This is a genomic window from Psychrobacillus sp. FSL W7-1457 (assembly GCF_038593405.1).
GTDB lineage: Bacteria > Bacillota > Bacilli > Bacillales_A > Planococcaceae > Psychrobacillus.
In genome coordinates this window covers 2,657,099-2,672,769 of the sequence record NZ_CP151993.1, presented here as the reverse complement: position 1 = coordinate 2,672,769, position 15,671 = coordinate 2,657,099, and the positions used below count along the sequence as shown (strand labels likewise).

General features: G+C 36.9%; 16 protein-coding genes and 1 other annotated feature. Of the genes, 10 read left to right on the top strand and 6 right to left on the bottom strand.

Annotated elements, in window-relative coordinates; all coding sequences use genetic code 11:
* Nucleotides 1–233 precede the first annotated feature (233 nt).
* Nucleotides 234–1,550: a malic enzyme-like NAD(P)-binding protein gene (locus tag NSQ95_RS12980; RefSeq protein WP_340882948.1), complete on the top strand. Its 1,317-nt coding sequence runs from the start codon at nucleotides 234–236 to the stop codon at nucleotides 1,548–1,550.
* 29 nt (nucleotides 1,551–1,579) lie between these two features.
* On the opposite strand, the gene NSQ95_RS12975 is transcribed toward NSQ95_RS12980, so the two are convergent.
* Genes NSQ95_RS12975 through NSQ95_RS12960 form a run of 4 tightly spaced genes read right to left on the bottom strand, consistent with a single transcriptional unit; the run spans nucleotide 1,580 to nucleotide 4,778 of the window.
* A complete protein-coding gene (locus NSQ95_RS12975) occupies nucleotides 1,580–2,125 on the bottom strand; it encodes an isoprenylcysteine carboxylmethyltransferase family protein (RefSeq protein ID WP_340882949.1) in 546 nt (181 codons plus the stop codon).
* 1 nt (nucleotide 2,126) lies between these two features.
* Nucleotides 2,127–3,209, bottom strand: a complete 1,083-nt coding sequence (locus NSQ95_RS12970) for a 3-oxoacyl-[acyl-carrier-protein] synthase III C-terminal domain-containing protein (protein WP_340882950.1) — start codon at nucleotides 3,207–3,209, stop codon at nucleotides 2,127–2,129.
* 46 nt (nucleotides 3,210–3,255) lie between these two features.
* Nucleotides 3,256–3,825, bottom strand: a complete 570-nt coding sequence (locus NSQ95_RS12965) for a class I SAM-dependent methyltransferase (RefSeq protein ID WP_340882951.1) — start codon at nucleotides 3,823–3,825, stop codon at nucleotides 3,256–3,258.
* Nucleotides 3,822–4,778 carry a TIGR01212 family radical SAM protein gene (locus NSQ95_RS12960; protein ID WP_340882952.1) on the bottom strand — a complete coding sequence of 319 codons (957 nt, stop codon included), beginning with the start codon at nucleotides 4,776–4,778 and terminating at the stop codon, nucleotides 3,822–3,824. Before NSQ95_RS12960 ends, NSQ95_RS12965 begins: the two co-directional genes overlap by 4 nt.
* Nucleotides 4,779–4,901: 123 nt before the next feature.
* On the opposite strand from NSQ95_RS12960, the gene NSQ95_RS12955 reads away from it, so the two are divergent.
* The 9 genes from NSQ95_RS12955 to leuS all read left to right on the top strand — a co-directional run bounded on the left by NSQ95_RS12955 (nucleotide 4,902) and on the right by leuS (nucleotide 14,273).
* The gene (locus NSQ95_RS12955) at nucleotides 4,902–6,086 is read left to right on the top strand and encodes an MFS transporter (protein WP_340882953.1); all 1,185 of its coding nucleotides are present in this window, start codon (nucleotides 4,902–4,904) and stop codon (nucleotides 6,084–6,086) included.
* Nucleotides 6,087–6,429: 343 nt separating this feature from the next.
* A complete protein-coding gene (locus NSQ95_RS12950; protein WP_342559722.1) occupies nucleotides 6,430–7,740 on the top strand; it encodes a serine hydrolase domain-containing protein in 1,311 nt (436 codons plus the stop codon).
* 231 nt (nucleotides 7,741–7,971) lie between these two features.
* Entirely contained in the window at nucleotides 7,972–8,283 is a 312-nt protein-coding gene (locus NSQ95_RS12945; RefSeq protein WP_340882955.1) for a hypothetical protein, read from the top strand.
* A 146-nt stretch (nucleotides 8,284–8,429) separates the two neighbouring features.
* Nucleotides 8,430–8,891, top strand: a complete 462-nt coding sequence (locus tag NSQ95_RS12940; RefSeq protein ID WP_340882956.1) for a DUF2691 family protein — start codon at nucleotides 8,430–8,432, stop codon at nucleotides 8,889–8,891.
* A gap of 36 nt (nucleotides 8,892–8,927) precedes the next feature.
* Nucleotides 8,928–9,494, top strand: coding sequence for a DUF4256 domain-containing protein (locus tag NSQ95_RS12935; RefSeq protein WP_340882957.1), 567 nt, complete (start codon nucleotides 8,928–8,930; stop codon nucleotides 9,492–9,494).
* 45 nt (nucleotides 9,495–9,539) lie between these two features.
* Nucleotides 9,540–9,935 carry a hypothetical protein gene (locus NSQ95_RS12930; RefSeq protein WP_340882958.1) on the top strand — a complete coding sequence of 132 codons (396 nt, stop codon included), beginning with the start codon at nucleotides 9,540–9,542 and terminating at the stop codon, nucleotides 9,933–9,935.
* A 178-nt stretch (nucleotides 9,936–10,113) separates the two neighbouring features.
* Nucleotides 10,114–10,803 carry a CoA transferase subunit A gene (locus NSQ95_RS12925; protein ID WP_340882959.1) on the top strand — a complete coding sequence of 230 codons (690 nt, stop codon included), beginning with the start codon at nucleotides 10,114–10,116 and terminating at the stop codon, nucleotides 10,801–10,803.
* Between the two features lie 13 nt (nucleotides 10,804–10,816).
* Entirely contained in the window at nucleotides 10,817–11,470 is a 654-nt protein-coding gene (locus tag NSQ95_RS12920) for a 3-oxoacid CoA-transferase subunit B (protein WP_169359999.1), read from the top strand.
* Between the two features lie 86 nt (nucleotides 11,471–11,556).
* Nucleotides 11,557–11,770 (top strand) — a binding site (T-box leader).
* A gap of 91 nt (nucleotides 11,771–11,861) precedes the next feature.
* On the top strand, nucleotides 11,862–14,273 hold the full coding sequence (gene leuS / locus NSQ95_RS12915; protein ID WP_340882960.1) for a leucine--tRNA ligase: 2,412 nt from the start codon (nucleotides 11,862–11,864) through the stop codon (nucleotides 14,271–14,273).
* A gap of 99 nt (nucleotides 14,274–14,372) precedes the next feature.
* Here leuS and NSQ95_RS12910 read toward each other — a convergent pair whose 3' ends face one another.
* On the bottom strand, nucleotides 14,373–14,900 hold the full coding sequence (locus NSQ95_RS12910) for an ATP-binding protein (RefSeq protein WP_340885903.1): 528 nt from the start codon (nucleotides 14,898–14,900) through the stop codon (nucleotides 14,373–14,375).
* 67 nt (nucleotides 14,901–14,967) lie between these two features.
* The gene (locus NSQ95_RS12905) at nucleotides 14,968–15,366 is read right to left on the bottom strand and encodes a hypothetical protein (protein WP_340882961.1); all 399 of its coding nucleotides are present in this window, start codon (nucleotides 15,364–15,366) and stop codon (nucleotides 14,968–14,970) included.
* Nucleotides 15,367–15,671: the final 305 nt, after the last annotated feature.

Genomic DNA, 15,671 nt, shown 5'->3' with positions numbered 1-15,671 from the left:
ATAATGGTGAAAAAAGTAATTTTAAAGAGAAGAGTTATTGGTTATATATTAGTAAGTTTGAATTTTCCTTATCTCTATTTCTAAATTAATAATTTCATGCTCCCAATAGATAAGATAAACACTTACTTAACTATCACTTTTATGTGTATAATAAATGTCTTCATTATCAAACAAATAGAATTTTTGTGTTATAATCATATAATTCAAAAATAGTGAGAGATTAGGAGAAAACTATGGAAAACCAACATATTATTCGTAATATAATAGTAGAAACACTTTCTAAACCTGGTAACTTTGCTAAGGTAGCAACTGCCATTGGAATGGGAGAAGGCGATATAGGGGATATTACAACTTTAAAAAGTGGTGCTTTAACTACTATTCGCGACATATCTGTTACAAGCAAGTCTAAAAAAGATTTTGAAAAAATTATAAGTAATATAGAAGCTATTGGAAACGGTGTGAAAATTCAAGCGATCAGTGATGATGTGTTGAAAGCACATGAAGGTGGAAAGATTGCGATGAAGAGCAGATATGACGTTCGTTCATTAGGAGACCTTCAAAGAATATATACACCTGGTGTAGCTAGCGTTTGCATGGAAATTGTAAATGAACCAGATAAGGCTCAATATTTTACTTCTATCGGAAAATCTGTAGCTATTGTTACGGATGGAACTGCTATATTAGGATTAGGTAACATCGGTTCTGTTGCAGGTATGCCTGTAATGGAAGGGAAATCTGTACTGTTAGATCAGTTTGTAGGATTGAGCGGTATACCGATTCTATTAGATACTAGTGATCCAGACCAAGTTGTAGAAACGATCAAACATATTCACCAAGGGTTTGGTGCGATATTGCTGGAAGATATCGGTTCACCACATTGCTTTGAAATAGAAGAAAGATTAAAAGCAGAGCTTCCTATCCCTGTTATGCATGATGACCAGCATGGAACTGCAGTGGTAGCATTGTCTGCTATACTTTCTGCATGCCGTGCAACGGAGGTAGACATCAAAAATGCGAAGATTGGTCAGATAGGCTTAGGAGCAGCAGGATTGGCTATATGCCGTATGTTAATGGCTTATGGAGTAGAAGAGGTATATGGATTGGATCGTCAGGAAGCAGCCAAAGAGCGTCTGCTTCAGTACGGTGGTCAGACAATGAATTCTTTAGAAGAAATGATGGAGAACTGTGATATTATCGTAGCTACTACTGGTGTTCAAGGTTTGATAAAACCGGAGATGGTGCGAAAAGGTCAAATCATATTAGCGCTTTCTAACCCTAATCCAGAAATCCTTCCATCTGAAGCGATTGCGGCTGGAGCAGCTTTTGCTGCAGATGGTCGCTCAGTAAATAATGTAATAGGATTCCCAGGAATTTTTAAAGGTGCTTTAAATGCTGGAGCTAAAGAAATCACGTATCCAATGCTGATTGCAGCGGCGAAGGCAATTGTGGATTATACAAGACCGGGTGAGCTAATACCAAACCCATTAGATCCTGCAGTCCATTATATTGTCGCTCGCGCAGTGGAAGAGGCTGTAATGAAACAAGCTTAATCTAAAAAGCAAAAAGAAGAAGATACCAGCTAGGAAGCTGAAATCTTCTTCTTTTTTAATGCTTCTTCATAATCTGTTGCTTCTATTAATGCCTTCTCTTCTAATGGAATTCGGACCGACAGCATTGCTAAATTTAATAGCGTGAATGCAAGTGCTGTGAAATATGCCTGAAACATTAAAGGAAGTAATAGAATTTCGGTGCATACAACAATATAATTTGGATGCCTAAAATAAAGATAAGGTCCTTTTGTAACAACGTTGGCACCGGGAAGGATAATTATTTTGGTATTCCAAAACTTTCCGAGAGATGTCAGGCACCACACTCGAAGCAATTGGACTAACAAGAAAACAAATAAAAATACTGGGAATAATGGAGAAATTCCTCGATCCAATAAAACAACCTCTGCAATTAGAAAAAGAAAGAAGCTTATATGAAGTGCTAGCATGTAAGGGTAATGGGAAGCTCCCACTTCGTAGGCCCCTTGAGCTAGCATTCGTTTCTCGTTTCTCTTAGCAACAGCTACTTCGACTAATCTCTGAACAATGACTAGTGCTATAACGATGAAAAATAACATATCAATCCCTCCAATTTAATAGCACTGCTTCGCCACAAAAACCAGGGCCTAGAGCGACTAGCATGCCATAGTCATTAGGAGCATTTTCTTTAAGCATAAATTGCTCTAATACATAGAGAACCGTTGGAGAAGACATATTTCCATGATTTTTTAGCACTTCTCTTGAGGTTGCTGTTTGGTCTTCGGATAGATGGAGGCTATCCTCATACGCCTTTAACACTTTTTTTCCTCCTGGATGCGCAACAAAGTTAACGATATCCTCACTAGTAATCTTTTCCTCGCTCAAGAATTCGTGCATAAACGGACCAAGCCATTTGGAGATAATCGTCGGTATGCTTTTCGAGAATACTACATGTAAGCCACTATTTTTTACTTCCCAGCCCATGACATCTTCAGAATCTGGCATCCATTTGGACGCTGTATTAATGATATGAGGTACTGGTCTTTTGGTTCCAATTTCCACATCGTCCCCGCAAACTAACACACAGGCAGCTCCATCTGCAAAAAGAGAGGCTCCGACTAGATTACTCTTAGAATAATCATTGGGTTGAAAGGTCAGGCTACATAGCTCAACACAAACAACGAGCACCTTGTCAGAAGGATGTGCCTTGCAGTAATCAAATGCTCTGCTTATGCCTGCTGCACCGCCTGCACAGCCTAGTCCCCACAAAGGAATTCGTTTTAGCCTGTCTGAGAAGGGGAGATGATTCATCACCCGCGCATCGATACTTGGAGTAGATATTCCAGTGCTGCTCACAAAGATAATAGCATCAATTTCTTCAGGCGATACGTTATTCTCTAGGAATGAACTGTTTTGGAGGCAGGCTTGGATTACTTCTACACTATATTTGGTAGTAAGCTCAATATACAGAGAATTTCTCTCTTCAAATGAATGATTCGTTTGATGCCACTCTAGTGGTACACAAAAATTTCTCGATTTGATATCACCGTTTTCAAATACTTTAAGCAAGCGTTCAAGCTGTGGGATTTTATCTTGAAAAAGCTCTTTCGTTAATTGCTCTATGTTGGATTGTTCTAGGGAGTATGGAGGTTTATATGTACTAACGGAAGCGATTTTTGGCATGGTAATCTCCTTTTTGAGTTAGTTTCTCCACTATTCGTCCATATATTCACCTTTCCTTCATTTTTTCTATGGCAATTATAAATGGAGGGTCATTTTCTTGATTTAGAAATTGGTAGCATAGTACATGAACGAAAGATTGAGGGAGTTGTTGAACAAAAGAAATGATTTCATCTTTTTCTTGTTTACCACCCTCATGTCCATGGTAAACTACTAAAACAATGAGACCTCCAATTTTTAGAATATCTAGTAAGGACGTAATAGCTTGTATAGTGGAGTTACCTCTAGTAACTACCTCATGGTTACTTCCAGGTAGATAGCCTAAATTGAAAACAGCTGCTGAAATCTGTTCGTCTATATAATTACTTACATTGCCGTGACTATCTAAAATTAGAGAGACACGATCTCTGACAGCCGCATTACTCAGTCTTTCAGAGGTCGATTCAATTGCTTCTGTTTGAACATCGAATGCAAATACATGTCCCTGATCGCCAACTAAGCTGGCAAGGAATAAGGTGTCATGACCATTTCCAGCGGTTGCATCAACTACCGTATCTCCTTCTTTTATCACATCCTGAAGAAGCTCCTTTGCATAGGGAAGAATTCTTTTTAGCTTCATATTAACTCACCAGTCTTCGTAAATAGTTTTCCTTGAAAGCTTTCTCTCTTAGCTAGTTCAGCATCAATACCATTTAATACTTCCCACTTGTTGGCACTCCACATTGGACCAATCATTAAATCAATAGGGCCATCTCCTGTAATACGATGAATGATCATCTCAGGCGGGAGAACTTCTAATTGGTCAGCTACTAGCTGGATATATTCATCTCGCCCCATAAACTCCAGCATTCCTTTTTCATATTGCTTCACCATAGGAGTTCCTTTTAATAGGTGCAGAAGGTGAATCTTAATCCCTTGAACATCTAGCTTAGCTACCTCTCTGGCTGTTTCCATCATCATCTCTCTATTTTCTAATGGCAACCCGTTTATAATGTGAGTACAAATACGGATACCATGCTTTCTAAGTTTAGAGACTCCTTCTATATAAGTATTAAAATCATGAGCTCTGTTAACTAGCCTTGCTGTACTTTCATGGACTGTCTGTAGACCGAGCTCAACCCATAGAAACGTCCGTTCATTTAACTCTGCTAAGTATTCTACTACGTCATCTGGTAAACAGTCAGGTCTAGTTGCAATAGAAATCCCCACAACTCCTTCTAGTGCCAGAGCAGCTTCAAACTTTTCTTTTAACACAGGGAGGGGGGCATGTGTATTCGTATAAGCCTGAAAGTAAGCAATATATTTTCCTTTCTTCCATTTCTCATGCATTTTATCTCGAATTTTTTCAAACTGCACTGGTATAGGATCTACTTTGTCACCTGCAAAATCGCCACTACCAGCAACACTGCAAAATGTACATCCACCATAAGCGACCGTGCCATCTCGATTTGGACAATCAAACCCTGCATCAAGCGCCACCTTGAAAATTTTCATATCAAAGGTATCACGCAAATATCGGTTCCATGTAAAGTATCTCTTCCCGTCTGAAGGGAATGGAAAGTTATTGTTCATTAGTTTCACTCCTTAACAGGATTATTTTATCATGAAACTTTGACTTGGTAGATTTAATTATCTTGAAGTGCAGTTTAAAAAAAGCTACAATATTTTGAGTGTCTAAGGAAATGAGGAATATTAATGCCAAAAGCAGTCTGGCTTTTAATTATTGGAATGTTTATTAATACACTGGGGAATTCATTTTTATGGCCCTTACATACAATCTATATGCATGACTACCTTGGTCAATCGTTAACGATGGCGGGGTTAGTGTTGATGCTAAACGCTGGAACCGGTGTGATCGGTAATTTGTTAGGCGGGTTTTTATTTGACAGAATAGGCGGCTATAAATCTATAGTGTTTGGAATTCTGTTATCCATACTCTCGTTAGCAGCGCTAACCGTTTGGCATGATTGGCCAGAATATGTATGGCTAGTCGCTATTCTCGGGTTTAGTGGTGGTATCATCTTCCCAAGCATGTATGCGATGGTGGGGAATGTATGGCCGGAAGGTGGACGTAAAGCGTTTAATGCTATTTATTTAGCTCAAAACTTAGGTGTTGCTATTGGTCCAGCCTTAGCTGGAATAGTTGCAGATCATAATATAAATAATATTTTTGGAGCAAATCTACTCGCCTATGTGTTCTTTTTTGTTATCGCTCGTCAGTTCTATGGAAACATGTCTAACGTTTCAAACCATCAGGCCTCCATTTTAGGAGAAGAGAAGAAAATTAAACAAATGGCACCTTTTTATGCAATGATGATTGTAACATTTGGTTATATGCTTACTTGGATTATTTATGTTCAATGGACTTCGACTATATCAACCTATGTACTAGATTTAGGAATTACATTAAAGCAGTATAGTCTTTTATGGACGGTCAATGGGATACTGATCTTGGTTGCACAGCCGATTATTAAGCCAATTATTAATCGTTTAGAACATAAGATAAAAACGCAGATGATTTTAGGACTTGTCATATTTATGATTTCCTTTATAGTGGTAGCATTTGCGAAAGACTATACGATGTTCGTCACTGCGATGGTTATTCTAACTTTTGGGGAAATGTTCGTATGGCCAGCAGTTCCCACACTTGCTAGCCAGCTGGCTCCTAAAGGCAGGGAGGGCTTCTACCAAGGGATTGTAAATAGTATGGCGACCGTGGGACGTATGATTGGACCATTGATAGGAGGAGTTTTAGTTGAAGCTCATGGCACTCCAGCGATGATATTAATTTTAGCCAGTCTAATTTTTGTTTCAATTATTACGAGCTTACTATACGATATACCTTTAAAAAAAGAAGCAGCATTGAATGAGCAAGAATAAAAATATTTTAGACCTAAGTCCTTAGTGGCTTAGGTCTTTTTCAAATATAAGAAAGATAATCTTTGGAAATAAATTGAAAGGTTATTCAGCCTACAAGTCGAATAAGTATGAGAGGGGAATCTATTTATGTTAAGAGAGTAACTGTTAGCTGCTAGTTATAAATGACAATTCCTTATAAATCATAACTATAATTTAGAAGTTCTTTTCTTAACGAGCTAGAGATGGTGAAAATGTTTGAAGAGTCTACTGAGGTGGAGTTATTCTTATTGACCCAGTTACCGATTGAGTAAATGATTAAATACTAGGTGAATAAAGACCATGAAATACAGGGGGAACCACTACTTTGAATGAAGAACGGTTAGATAAATGGATAAAAAGGTATGAAGAAAACAATTATTTGAATGGTTCAATTTTAATAGCTTCTAATGAAAAGATTCTTTTAAACAAAGGATTTGGCATGGCTAATTGGGAGCATGGTGTACCAAATAAACCTACTACAAAATTTCACATAGGCTCACTTAGTAAAGCTTTCACAGCGATGAGTATATTTCAATTACACGAAAAAGGGAAATTGTGTATAGATGATTCTATAGGGAAGTATCTTCTTAATTATCCACAAGGAGAAAAAATTACAATATATCATTGTTTAACAAATACATCAGGGATTCCAAACTATACAAGTGCTTCTGATTTTTGGTCTACAACAATGAGACTACCAATGACTTTACATCAACTGCTTGATTCATTTAAACATCTTGAATTGAACTTTGAATCCGGTAGGAAATTTGAATACTCAAACTCAGGCTACTCTTTGTTAACAGCAATCATTGAAAAAGTTTCAGGCATGTCATATGCAAACTATATACGAGAAAACATATGTCTTCCATTGGGGATGAGTAATACAGGCTGTAATGATGGGATTGAAATAGTAGAAGATTTAGCTTCTGGTTATTCCTATTGGGAGCGTCCAATTCACTCAGCATATGCTGATTTATCCTTTCCTCTAGGAGCCTATGGTTTATACTCAACAACAGCGGATTTGTTCCGATGGAGTCAGGCATTAGTGTCATTTCAGATCCTTAACGAAGAACTAACGGTAAGAATGTTAACCCCTAACCTCGGTTCATACGCTTCAGGTTGGGCAGTCTCTGATAAGTTGGGTAGAAAATGTATGCATCATTCTGGAGATATTAGTGGGTTTGTAAGTAATTTTCTTAGATTTATCGATGAAAAGGTTACAATAATTTTTCTTAGCAATATGAACGTTACACCCGTAACACATATCACTCAAGAAATGGCTAAGATAATTTTTGATGAACACGTTTCATTACCTATACCTACTCTACCAATAAATTTTACAAGTTTTGAACTTGTTGCAGGTAAATATTTTATCGAAGATGACCACAGCAAAATCTTAGATATCTCACTAAAAAATGGTGAATTATATTTAACAGTACCTAAAATGTACGGGGTATTATATAAGTTTAAACTAGTGCCTGTTAGTCATAATGCATCAAAAACCACTTTTATAACCGAAATGATTAATGAGGAACTCATATTCAATCACTCATTGTCAGGTCAAATCATAAGTATGCAATACAAAGACTTTAATGAAAAAAAATGTATAGCATTTAAAACGTATAGTTCTAAATGATATTTTCACTCAATGTGTACTTATAAAATAAAGGTAAGTAAGATAAACAGCCATTATGTCTTGCAAATGATTACAAAAGATATTTTTGTTAAATAAGACCATCTTTCATGGCAATTTTCTTCTTAAAGAAAAGCACCTGTTGGTTTATTTATAGGTTACTGTTACTTAAATTATTAAGATAGTTGGATTAAATAGTTAACTGATAAATTATGTTGAAGGGTGATGTAGGATATGAATATACAAACGGTTGTGAACATATTTTTCCTAATTTTATTGGTCATAGGTATTATTAGTTTTTTTTCGGGTTTTGCAATTATGAAAATCTCTAAAAACCACAAAAATGGCTTTTTCTTTATGTTTGTTCTTAGTATTATATTGCTTATTTTTCTTTTGGACTGGTTCCAATCTGTTGGATCAGAAGTATTTTTAGCAACTATACCATGGTTATTAAATCAAGCACTTGCGATAATTTTATACATTATATATCTAATCGCTGCTTGGTTTATTTTAAAGTGGCTGTATAAGCGAAATTTGGTAAGCTAACGGTTACTTTACTGCAAGGAGAGAAATGACTTTTAAAACACTGTTCTTATTTCATTTCTTAATAATCAACACCGACCTGAGCAAAACTTTATAGACTTATTTTCGATAGCCCAAATGTTATTAAAAAAGAGCTAGGGGGATTACTAGTGAGAGGTATATCATTTAAAATTCCAAATTCTTATGGCAAACATTTATGGGAAATATTAGAGTGTATTAATATTAGGGAATTAACTTGGAAAATAGGTGACGGAGAATCATATTTTATTGAAAATAATACTTTAGGAAACCCTCTGTTTCCAAATAGCTCCTCATTAAATGGTGAAGAATTATGGAAACAAATTTCAAAAAAAGATTATTACCTTATATTTGTTGATTTAAAGGGATTTCCAAAAGGGTCTGATGTAAGGGAAGTCGCAACTTATCAAGAATTTATTGCAAGTGAATGTCAGTTTGTAATCCTACTGGTAGATTGCTCAGACGTAATCATTTATTCAAAGGATCAACTAGCCATTCAGCATATATTCTCCAAGGCATTAGCTACTGGCTACACAAACATAGAATATATAACTGATGAAAATGATATTAACTCAACGCTAATAGCTTTCTAAATGGTTAAATCACTAATGACAAGGGGAGAAACGATTGTGACTCAAAAAAATAAAGAGCTGTCATCGGAACAATGTGAAGAGCTACTCCAAATATTAAAAAATCGTTTTGAGGCAAATATGAAACGCCATACAGAAGTGAAATGGGCTAATGTTCATGAAAGGCTGGAAGCTCATACAGAAAAACTGTGGTCTCTTAATGAAATGGAAAGAACAGGTGGAGAGCCGGATGTCGTTGGATACGATATGAAACACGACGAATATATTTTTTATGATTGTGCAACAGAAAGTCCAAAAGGTCGTCGAACTGTTTGTTACGACCGTGAAGCATTAGAGTCAAGGAAAAAACATAAACCTGAAAATAGCGCAGTGGAAATGGCTGCAGACATGGGCATCGATCTTTTAACAGAAGCAGAATACCGTGAATTGCAGAAACTTGGAAATTTCGATCTGAAGACTTCGAGTTGGGTAAAAACACCTGCAAATATTAGAAAACTTGGTGGCGCTATCTTTTGTGATCGTCGCTACGATACTGTCTTTATGTACCACAATGGAGCAGAATCCTACTATGGATCCAGAGGGTTCCGAGGCTGGCTAAGAGTCTAATATGCAAAGAGCTCCATATCAATGCATTGTTAGGGGGGGAATTTAATGAACATAAACAAATATATAACATGCGTCATTTGCATAATGTTGTTGTTTGGATGTTCAACATCGATTAACGAAACTAGCAGTTATAAAAAAGCGGGAATAAATGAAGAGATTCCAGTACCAGCTAATGCAAAATCAAGCACAGATCAATTTGACAATCCTAATATTGAAAAGGGTGAGAAGTATATTTTAAAAAATATTGGAGGGGAACAAGGACTTTATCCACCTAAAGAATACTTTGAGGAAATTAAAAATTGGGGTTGGGAAGAGTTGAAAAGTGAACAAAATGGGCATGTCCACTTTTTTAGTAAAGAGGGGACTATTATATCCATTGTAATTAAAGAGGATTATTTTCAACTTTATGAAATGAAGGAAGACTTCGAGTTTAGTCATTAGATGATCTATCTATTCCGATTCATTTTAATTGGTATTGTGTGAAAAATGGGGTTTTACTCCATTTTTTAATGTTACAGAAATCGACTGTAAAATTAGAGATTAATGTAAAAAATTTGCGGAGTTGTTGGATTTTTGAGAATATAATAGAGTAGTAATTATTTTGAGAGGGGATGGGAGCATGAAACCAATATACAATTCAGCAAAAGATGCCGTTGCAGGTATTGAAGATGGCATGACGTTAATGGTAGGTGGTTTTGGACTTGTTGGTATTCCAGAGCAGTTAATTTTAGCGTTAGTTGAAAAAGGGGTAAAGGATTTAACCGTAATTTCTAATAACTGTGGAGTAGATGACTGGGGTCTAGGCCTTTTACTTAAAAATAAACAGATTAAAAAAATGATAGGCTCTTATGTAGGGGAAAATAAAGAGTTTGAAAGACAAGTAATTTCAGGAGAGATTGAAGTAGAGATGACTCCTCAAGGTACTTTAGCAGAAAAAATTCGTGCTGGTGGAGCAGGAATACCTGCGTTCTTTACTCCTGCAGGTGTAGGGACAGTTGTTGCAGAGGGGAAAGAGGTACGAATGTATGACGGAAAAGAATACGTTCTAGAAGAGGCACTTAGAGCAGATTTTGCGTTGATTCGCGCAGCTAAGGCAGATAAATTTGGAAACCTAATCTATAACAAAACAGCTCAAAATTTCAATCCAATGATGGCTGCTGCAGGGAAAATTACAATTGCTGAGGTAGAAGAAATCGTAGAAACAGGCGATTTAGATCCAGCTCAAATACATACGCCAAGTATTTATGTCCAAGGTCTGTTCCAAGCAGAACAGGAAAAAAGAATCGAACGTTTAACGACACGTTCATAAGGGGGAGATTCGGATGAATACACGAGAAAAAATTGCGAGAAGAGCAGAAAAAGAAATAGAAAATGGGAACTATGTGAATTTAGGAATAGGTATTCCAACCTTAGTTGCCAACTTTATATCTCCAGACAAAACAGTTGTGCTTCAATCAGAAAATGGTCTTTTAGGTATTGGGCCATATCCAACTGAGCAAGAAGTCGATCCAGATCTTATCAACGCCGGAAAGGAGACAGTTACTACCATTCCGGGTTCTTCCTTCTTTTCAAGTGCTGAGTCATTTGCCATGATACGCGGGGGACATGTAGACGTTGCAATCTTAGGGGCAATGGAGGTTTCTGAAAAGGGAGACTTAGCTAACTGGATGATTCCAGGTAAGATGATTAAAGGAATGGGCGGCGCAATGGATTTAGTGCATGGTGCCAAAAAAATTATCGTAATTATGGACCACTGCGCGAAGGACGGTTCTGCAAAGATTAAAAAACAATGTGAGCTTCCTTTAACAGGTAAAGCCGTTGTGAATAAAATCATAACAGAACGGGCAATGATTGAAGTAACAGAAGATGGGCTAGAATTAAAAGAAGTATTTGAGGGATATTCTGTGCAGGATATTATAGATGCTACGGAAGCTGATTTAATCATTAAAGACGTAAAAGAGAATGTAGCTATTTAATTTACTATTTTCTACGATATTTGATGAGAGTGCATCTTGTGTTTTCTTTTCATTTCAATTAGAATTAATGCAATAACCATAAATAATTTTCGACTAAGACAAGGAATAGTAAATAACACTCGTTTCTAAAGAGAGCTAACGTATGGTGCAAGTTAGTGTTACGAATTATTGAACTCGCCTTTGAGTCTGTATAAGTGAACGATTAGTAGCTTATACCGTTTTCCGCGTTAAGGAGACAAGTTGAGTGGAATTTTCCACTAATTTGGGTGGTACCGCGTGAGTATATCTCTCGTCCCTTAAGTTTTTTAAGGGGCGAGTTTTTTTATTTGGTGTTGTTTTTATTGGTGAAATGACGGTTTAGACAACACCATTACCTGAAGGAGGAAGAAAAATGAGCTTTAATCATGAAGCAATTGAGCAAAAGTGGCAAAGGTATTGGAAAGAAAATAAAACATATAAAATGATTGACGATCCTTCCAAACCAAAATTTTATGCATTAGATATGTTCCCATATCCATCAGGAGTTGGACTGCATGTTGGACATCCGCTTGGATATATAGCAACAGATATTTTAAGTGCATATAAACGCAAACAAGGATATAACGTACTTCACCCAATGGGCTGGGATGCTTTTGGTCTTCCTGCTGAGCAATATGCAATTGACACTGGTAATGATCCAGCGGAATTCACAGCAAAAAATATTGCAACATTCAAACGTCAAATGATGGATCTTGGATTCTCATATGATTGGGATCGTGAAATTAATACAACGGATCCTTCCTATTACAAGTGGACACAATGGATCTTTATCCAGCTTTATAAAAAAGGCTTAGCATATGTGGATGAAGTGCCGGTAAACTGGTGTCCTGCATTAGGTACAGTATTAGCAAACGAAGAGGTAATTGATGGGCTATCCGAGCGTGGGGGACATCCAGTGGAACGTCGTCCAATGCGTCAATGGGTTCTGCGTATTACGGCTTATGCAGATAGATTGTTAGAGGATTTAGATGATCTTGATTGGCCTGAGAGCTTAAAGGAAATGCAACGTAACTGGATTGGACGTTCAGAAGGTGCAGAGCTTACATTTGAAGTTGCGGATACTGATCAATCATTCCAAGCATTTACAACTCGTCCCGACACGATTTTTGGTGCAACGTATGCGGTATTGGCACCTGAGCATAAATTAGTGGATACTATTACAACTCCAGAGCAAATGGAGGCAGTGCAAGCATATAAAGATCAAGTTAAATTGAAAAGTGATTTAGAGCGTACTGATCTTGCTAAGCATAAAACAGGTGTATTCACTGGTGCTTATGCAATTAATCCAGTGAGTGGTGAAAAAATGCCAATCTGGATCGCTGATTACGTTTTAGCAACATATGGAACTGGTGCTATTATGGCAGTTCCAGCACATGATGAGCGTGATTATGAGTTCGCAAAACAATTTGACCTTCCTATTGTAGAAGTAGTTTCTGGTGGAAACGTTGAAGAAGCTGCTTACACAGAGGATGGCGTCCTTGTTAATTCGGATTTCCTAAACGGACTAAATAAACAAGACGCCATCGCAAAAGCAATTGAATGGTTTGAAGCAAATGGAAAAGGTGAGAAGAAAATTACTTACCGTCTACGTGACTGGTTATTTAGCCGTCAGCGTTATTGGGGAGAGCCAATTCCAATCATTCATTGGGAAGATGGAACTTCAACTCCAGTAGACGAATCAGAGCTTCCGCTTATGCTTCCTGTGACTACAGACATTAAGCCAAGTGGAACAGGAGAGTCTCCATTAGCTAATATTGAAGAATGGGTAAATGTAGTAGATCCAGTCACAGGTAAAAAAGGTCGTCGTGAAACCAATACAATGCCACAATGGGCAGGTAGCTGCTGGTATTATATTCGCTACATCGATCCACATAATGACGAAGCGCTTATTGACCCTGAGCTAGTAAAACGCTGGTTGCCAGTGGATCTTTATGTAGGTGGAGCAGAGCATGCTGTACTTCACTTGCTATATGCACGTTTCTGGCATAAATTCCTTTATGATATTGGTGTTGTAGCAACTAAGGAGCCATTCCAAAAGTTATTTAACCAAGGAATGATCCTAGGTGAAAATCACGAAAAAATGTCTAAATCAAAAGGGAATGTAGTTAACCCAGATGATATCGTGAAGAGCCACGGTGCAGATTCACTACGTTTATATGAAATGTTCATGGGTCCTCTAGATTCTTCTAAGCCATGGTCCACAAACGGTCTAGATGGATCTCGCAGATTCTTAGATCGCATTTGGAGACTATTTGTCACAGAGGAAGGTACGTTGAGTCCTAAGGTCAGCGACACATCATCTGACAATATGGAAAAAGCGTATCACCAAACCGTGAAGAAGGTAACTGAAGATTATGAGGCAATGCACTATAATACGGCTATTTCACAAATGATGGTATTCATCAATGAAGGCTATAAAGCTGAGAAAATTTCTAAAGAATATGTAGAGGGCTTCATTAAGCTTATTTCTCCTATCGTACCTCATATTTCTGAAGAGCTTTGGAGCATACTAGGTCATGAGGGGTCTGTCGCTTATGAATCTTGGCCGACGTTTGATGAGTCGAAGCTAGTGGACAATGAAGTTGAAATCCCTGTCCAAATTAAAGGGAAGGTTCGTGCGAAGCTTGTAGTTTCTAAGGATGCTACGAAGGATGAGCTAGAAGCCTTAGCCTTAGCATCTGAACAGGTTCAACAATGGATTGATGGCAATGAAGTCAAAAAAATCATTGCAATACCTGGTAAAATGGTGAACATCGTTATTTAATAAATAATAAAGCTGCTTAATCTCTTATGGGAGATAAGCAGCTTTTTTTGTAGATACACTTATCCAAAAGGAAATTTTTAAGGTAATGGATTGATAGGACTAATTATCAATTACAATTTCTCCCTCACCTATGGGTACTTCGAATCCATTAAGGTAGGAAGTTAAAATTTCTTCTGTAATAGGAAAAGCATTAGCATCAAAGCGTTTGTTTCGAATTTTAAGCCGTTGACGCAAATCATCAGCATGAACTTTTAAATAAATAAGCTTCCATTTACCGCCGGACTTTTCAATTAGTTGCTTATATTCGTTCCTTCTTGCACGATCCCAGAAACTGAAGTCAATTACTACCTGCTGCTTATCGTGAATTAACTTAATTAAATAATTCCGCAGTTTCCTTTCAGCAACTTTCTTGTATTCTTCAATCTTATCAATCGGGAAATCGATCCCATACCGACCATTAGTGGCCCATATTTCCTCATCAATAGAAAGCCGCACAAAGCCTTCCTTTTCTAATTGTTGTGAGAATGTAGTTTTGCCGGAACCAGCTACACCACACATCATGACCACTAGAGGAGTGAAATCATCGCGTTCACTATAAATTAAGTCGAAATTAAACTTCTCAAATATTTGAATGGTCCCCCTAACTTTTAGATATAGTTCAATAAGAAAAAGAGCTTTCTAAGCACCCAATAATTCAATAATTTTTATGCCTATTTATTTTTATTGAGTTAGTAGTAGCAAAGCTCTCTAAGTATTCATCAAAATTATCTGGTTGAAAACGAAAAACTTTCCATGTAAATCCTTTTTTTAACCTAATAAACACTGACTTTTGGTGCCAACCTATTCTTTTAAATTCAATCAATTTTATATTTTCTTTATTCACCTTTCTTTTGGAAATATCTAAGCCAAATAGAGAAACTATAAAAGACAAGTTATGATTATTTATAACAAATTGGTATTTTATCTTTGTAAAAATAAGAAACATTAAAGCTAAAACCAAGAAAATAAACCATTTAGAAAATATAAAAACAACTAACATGATAAAGAAATTAAAAAATAATGGAAATTTCAAATCCACTGCATTAAATCGCATTATATATAAACCCCTTAAATATTATGGTTGTCCATCGTATCTGTTTTATATATACCAATTACTTTCACATTTAACGCTTTACTTATTAAACACGAGCATTCACAGGTTATTGATTGTAGCGAAAGGCGGCGACTCCAGCGGGAGGAGGGAGACAGATAAGACGTCACAACCACGCGCGTAAGCGATGGGTGATGGCTTATCGCTCCCCTGCGGAAAGCGTCCGCCGAAAGCGAAAATCAATTCTACTTTCTTTTTATAAAAGTATTTACTATTCATAGCATCTATTAATTGTTCGTGTTCTTCCT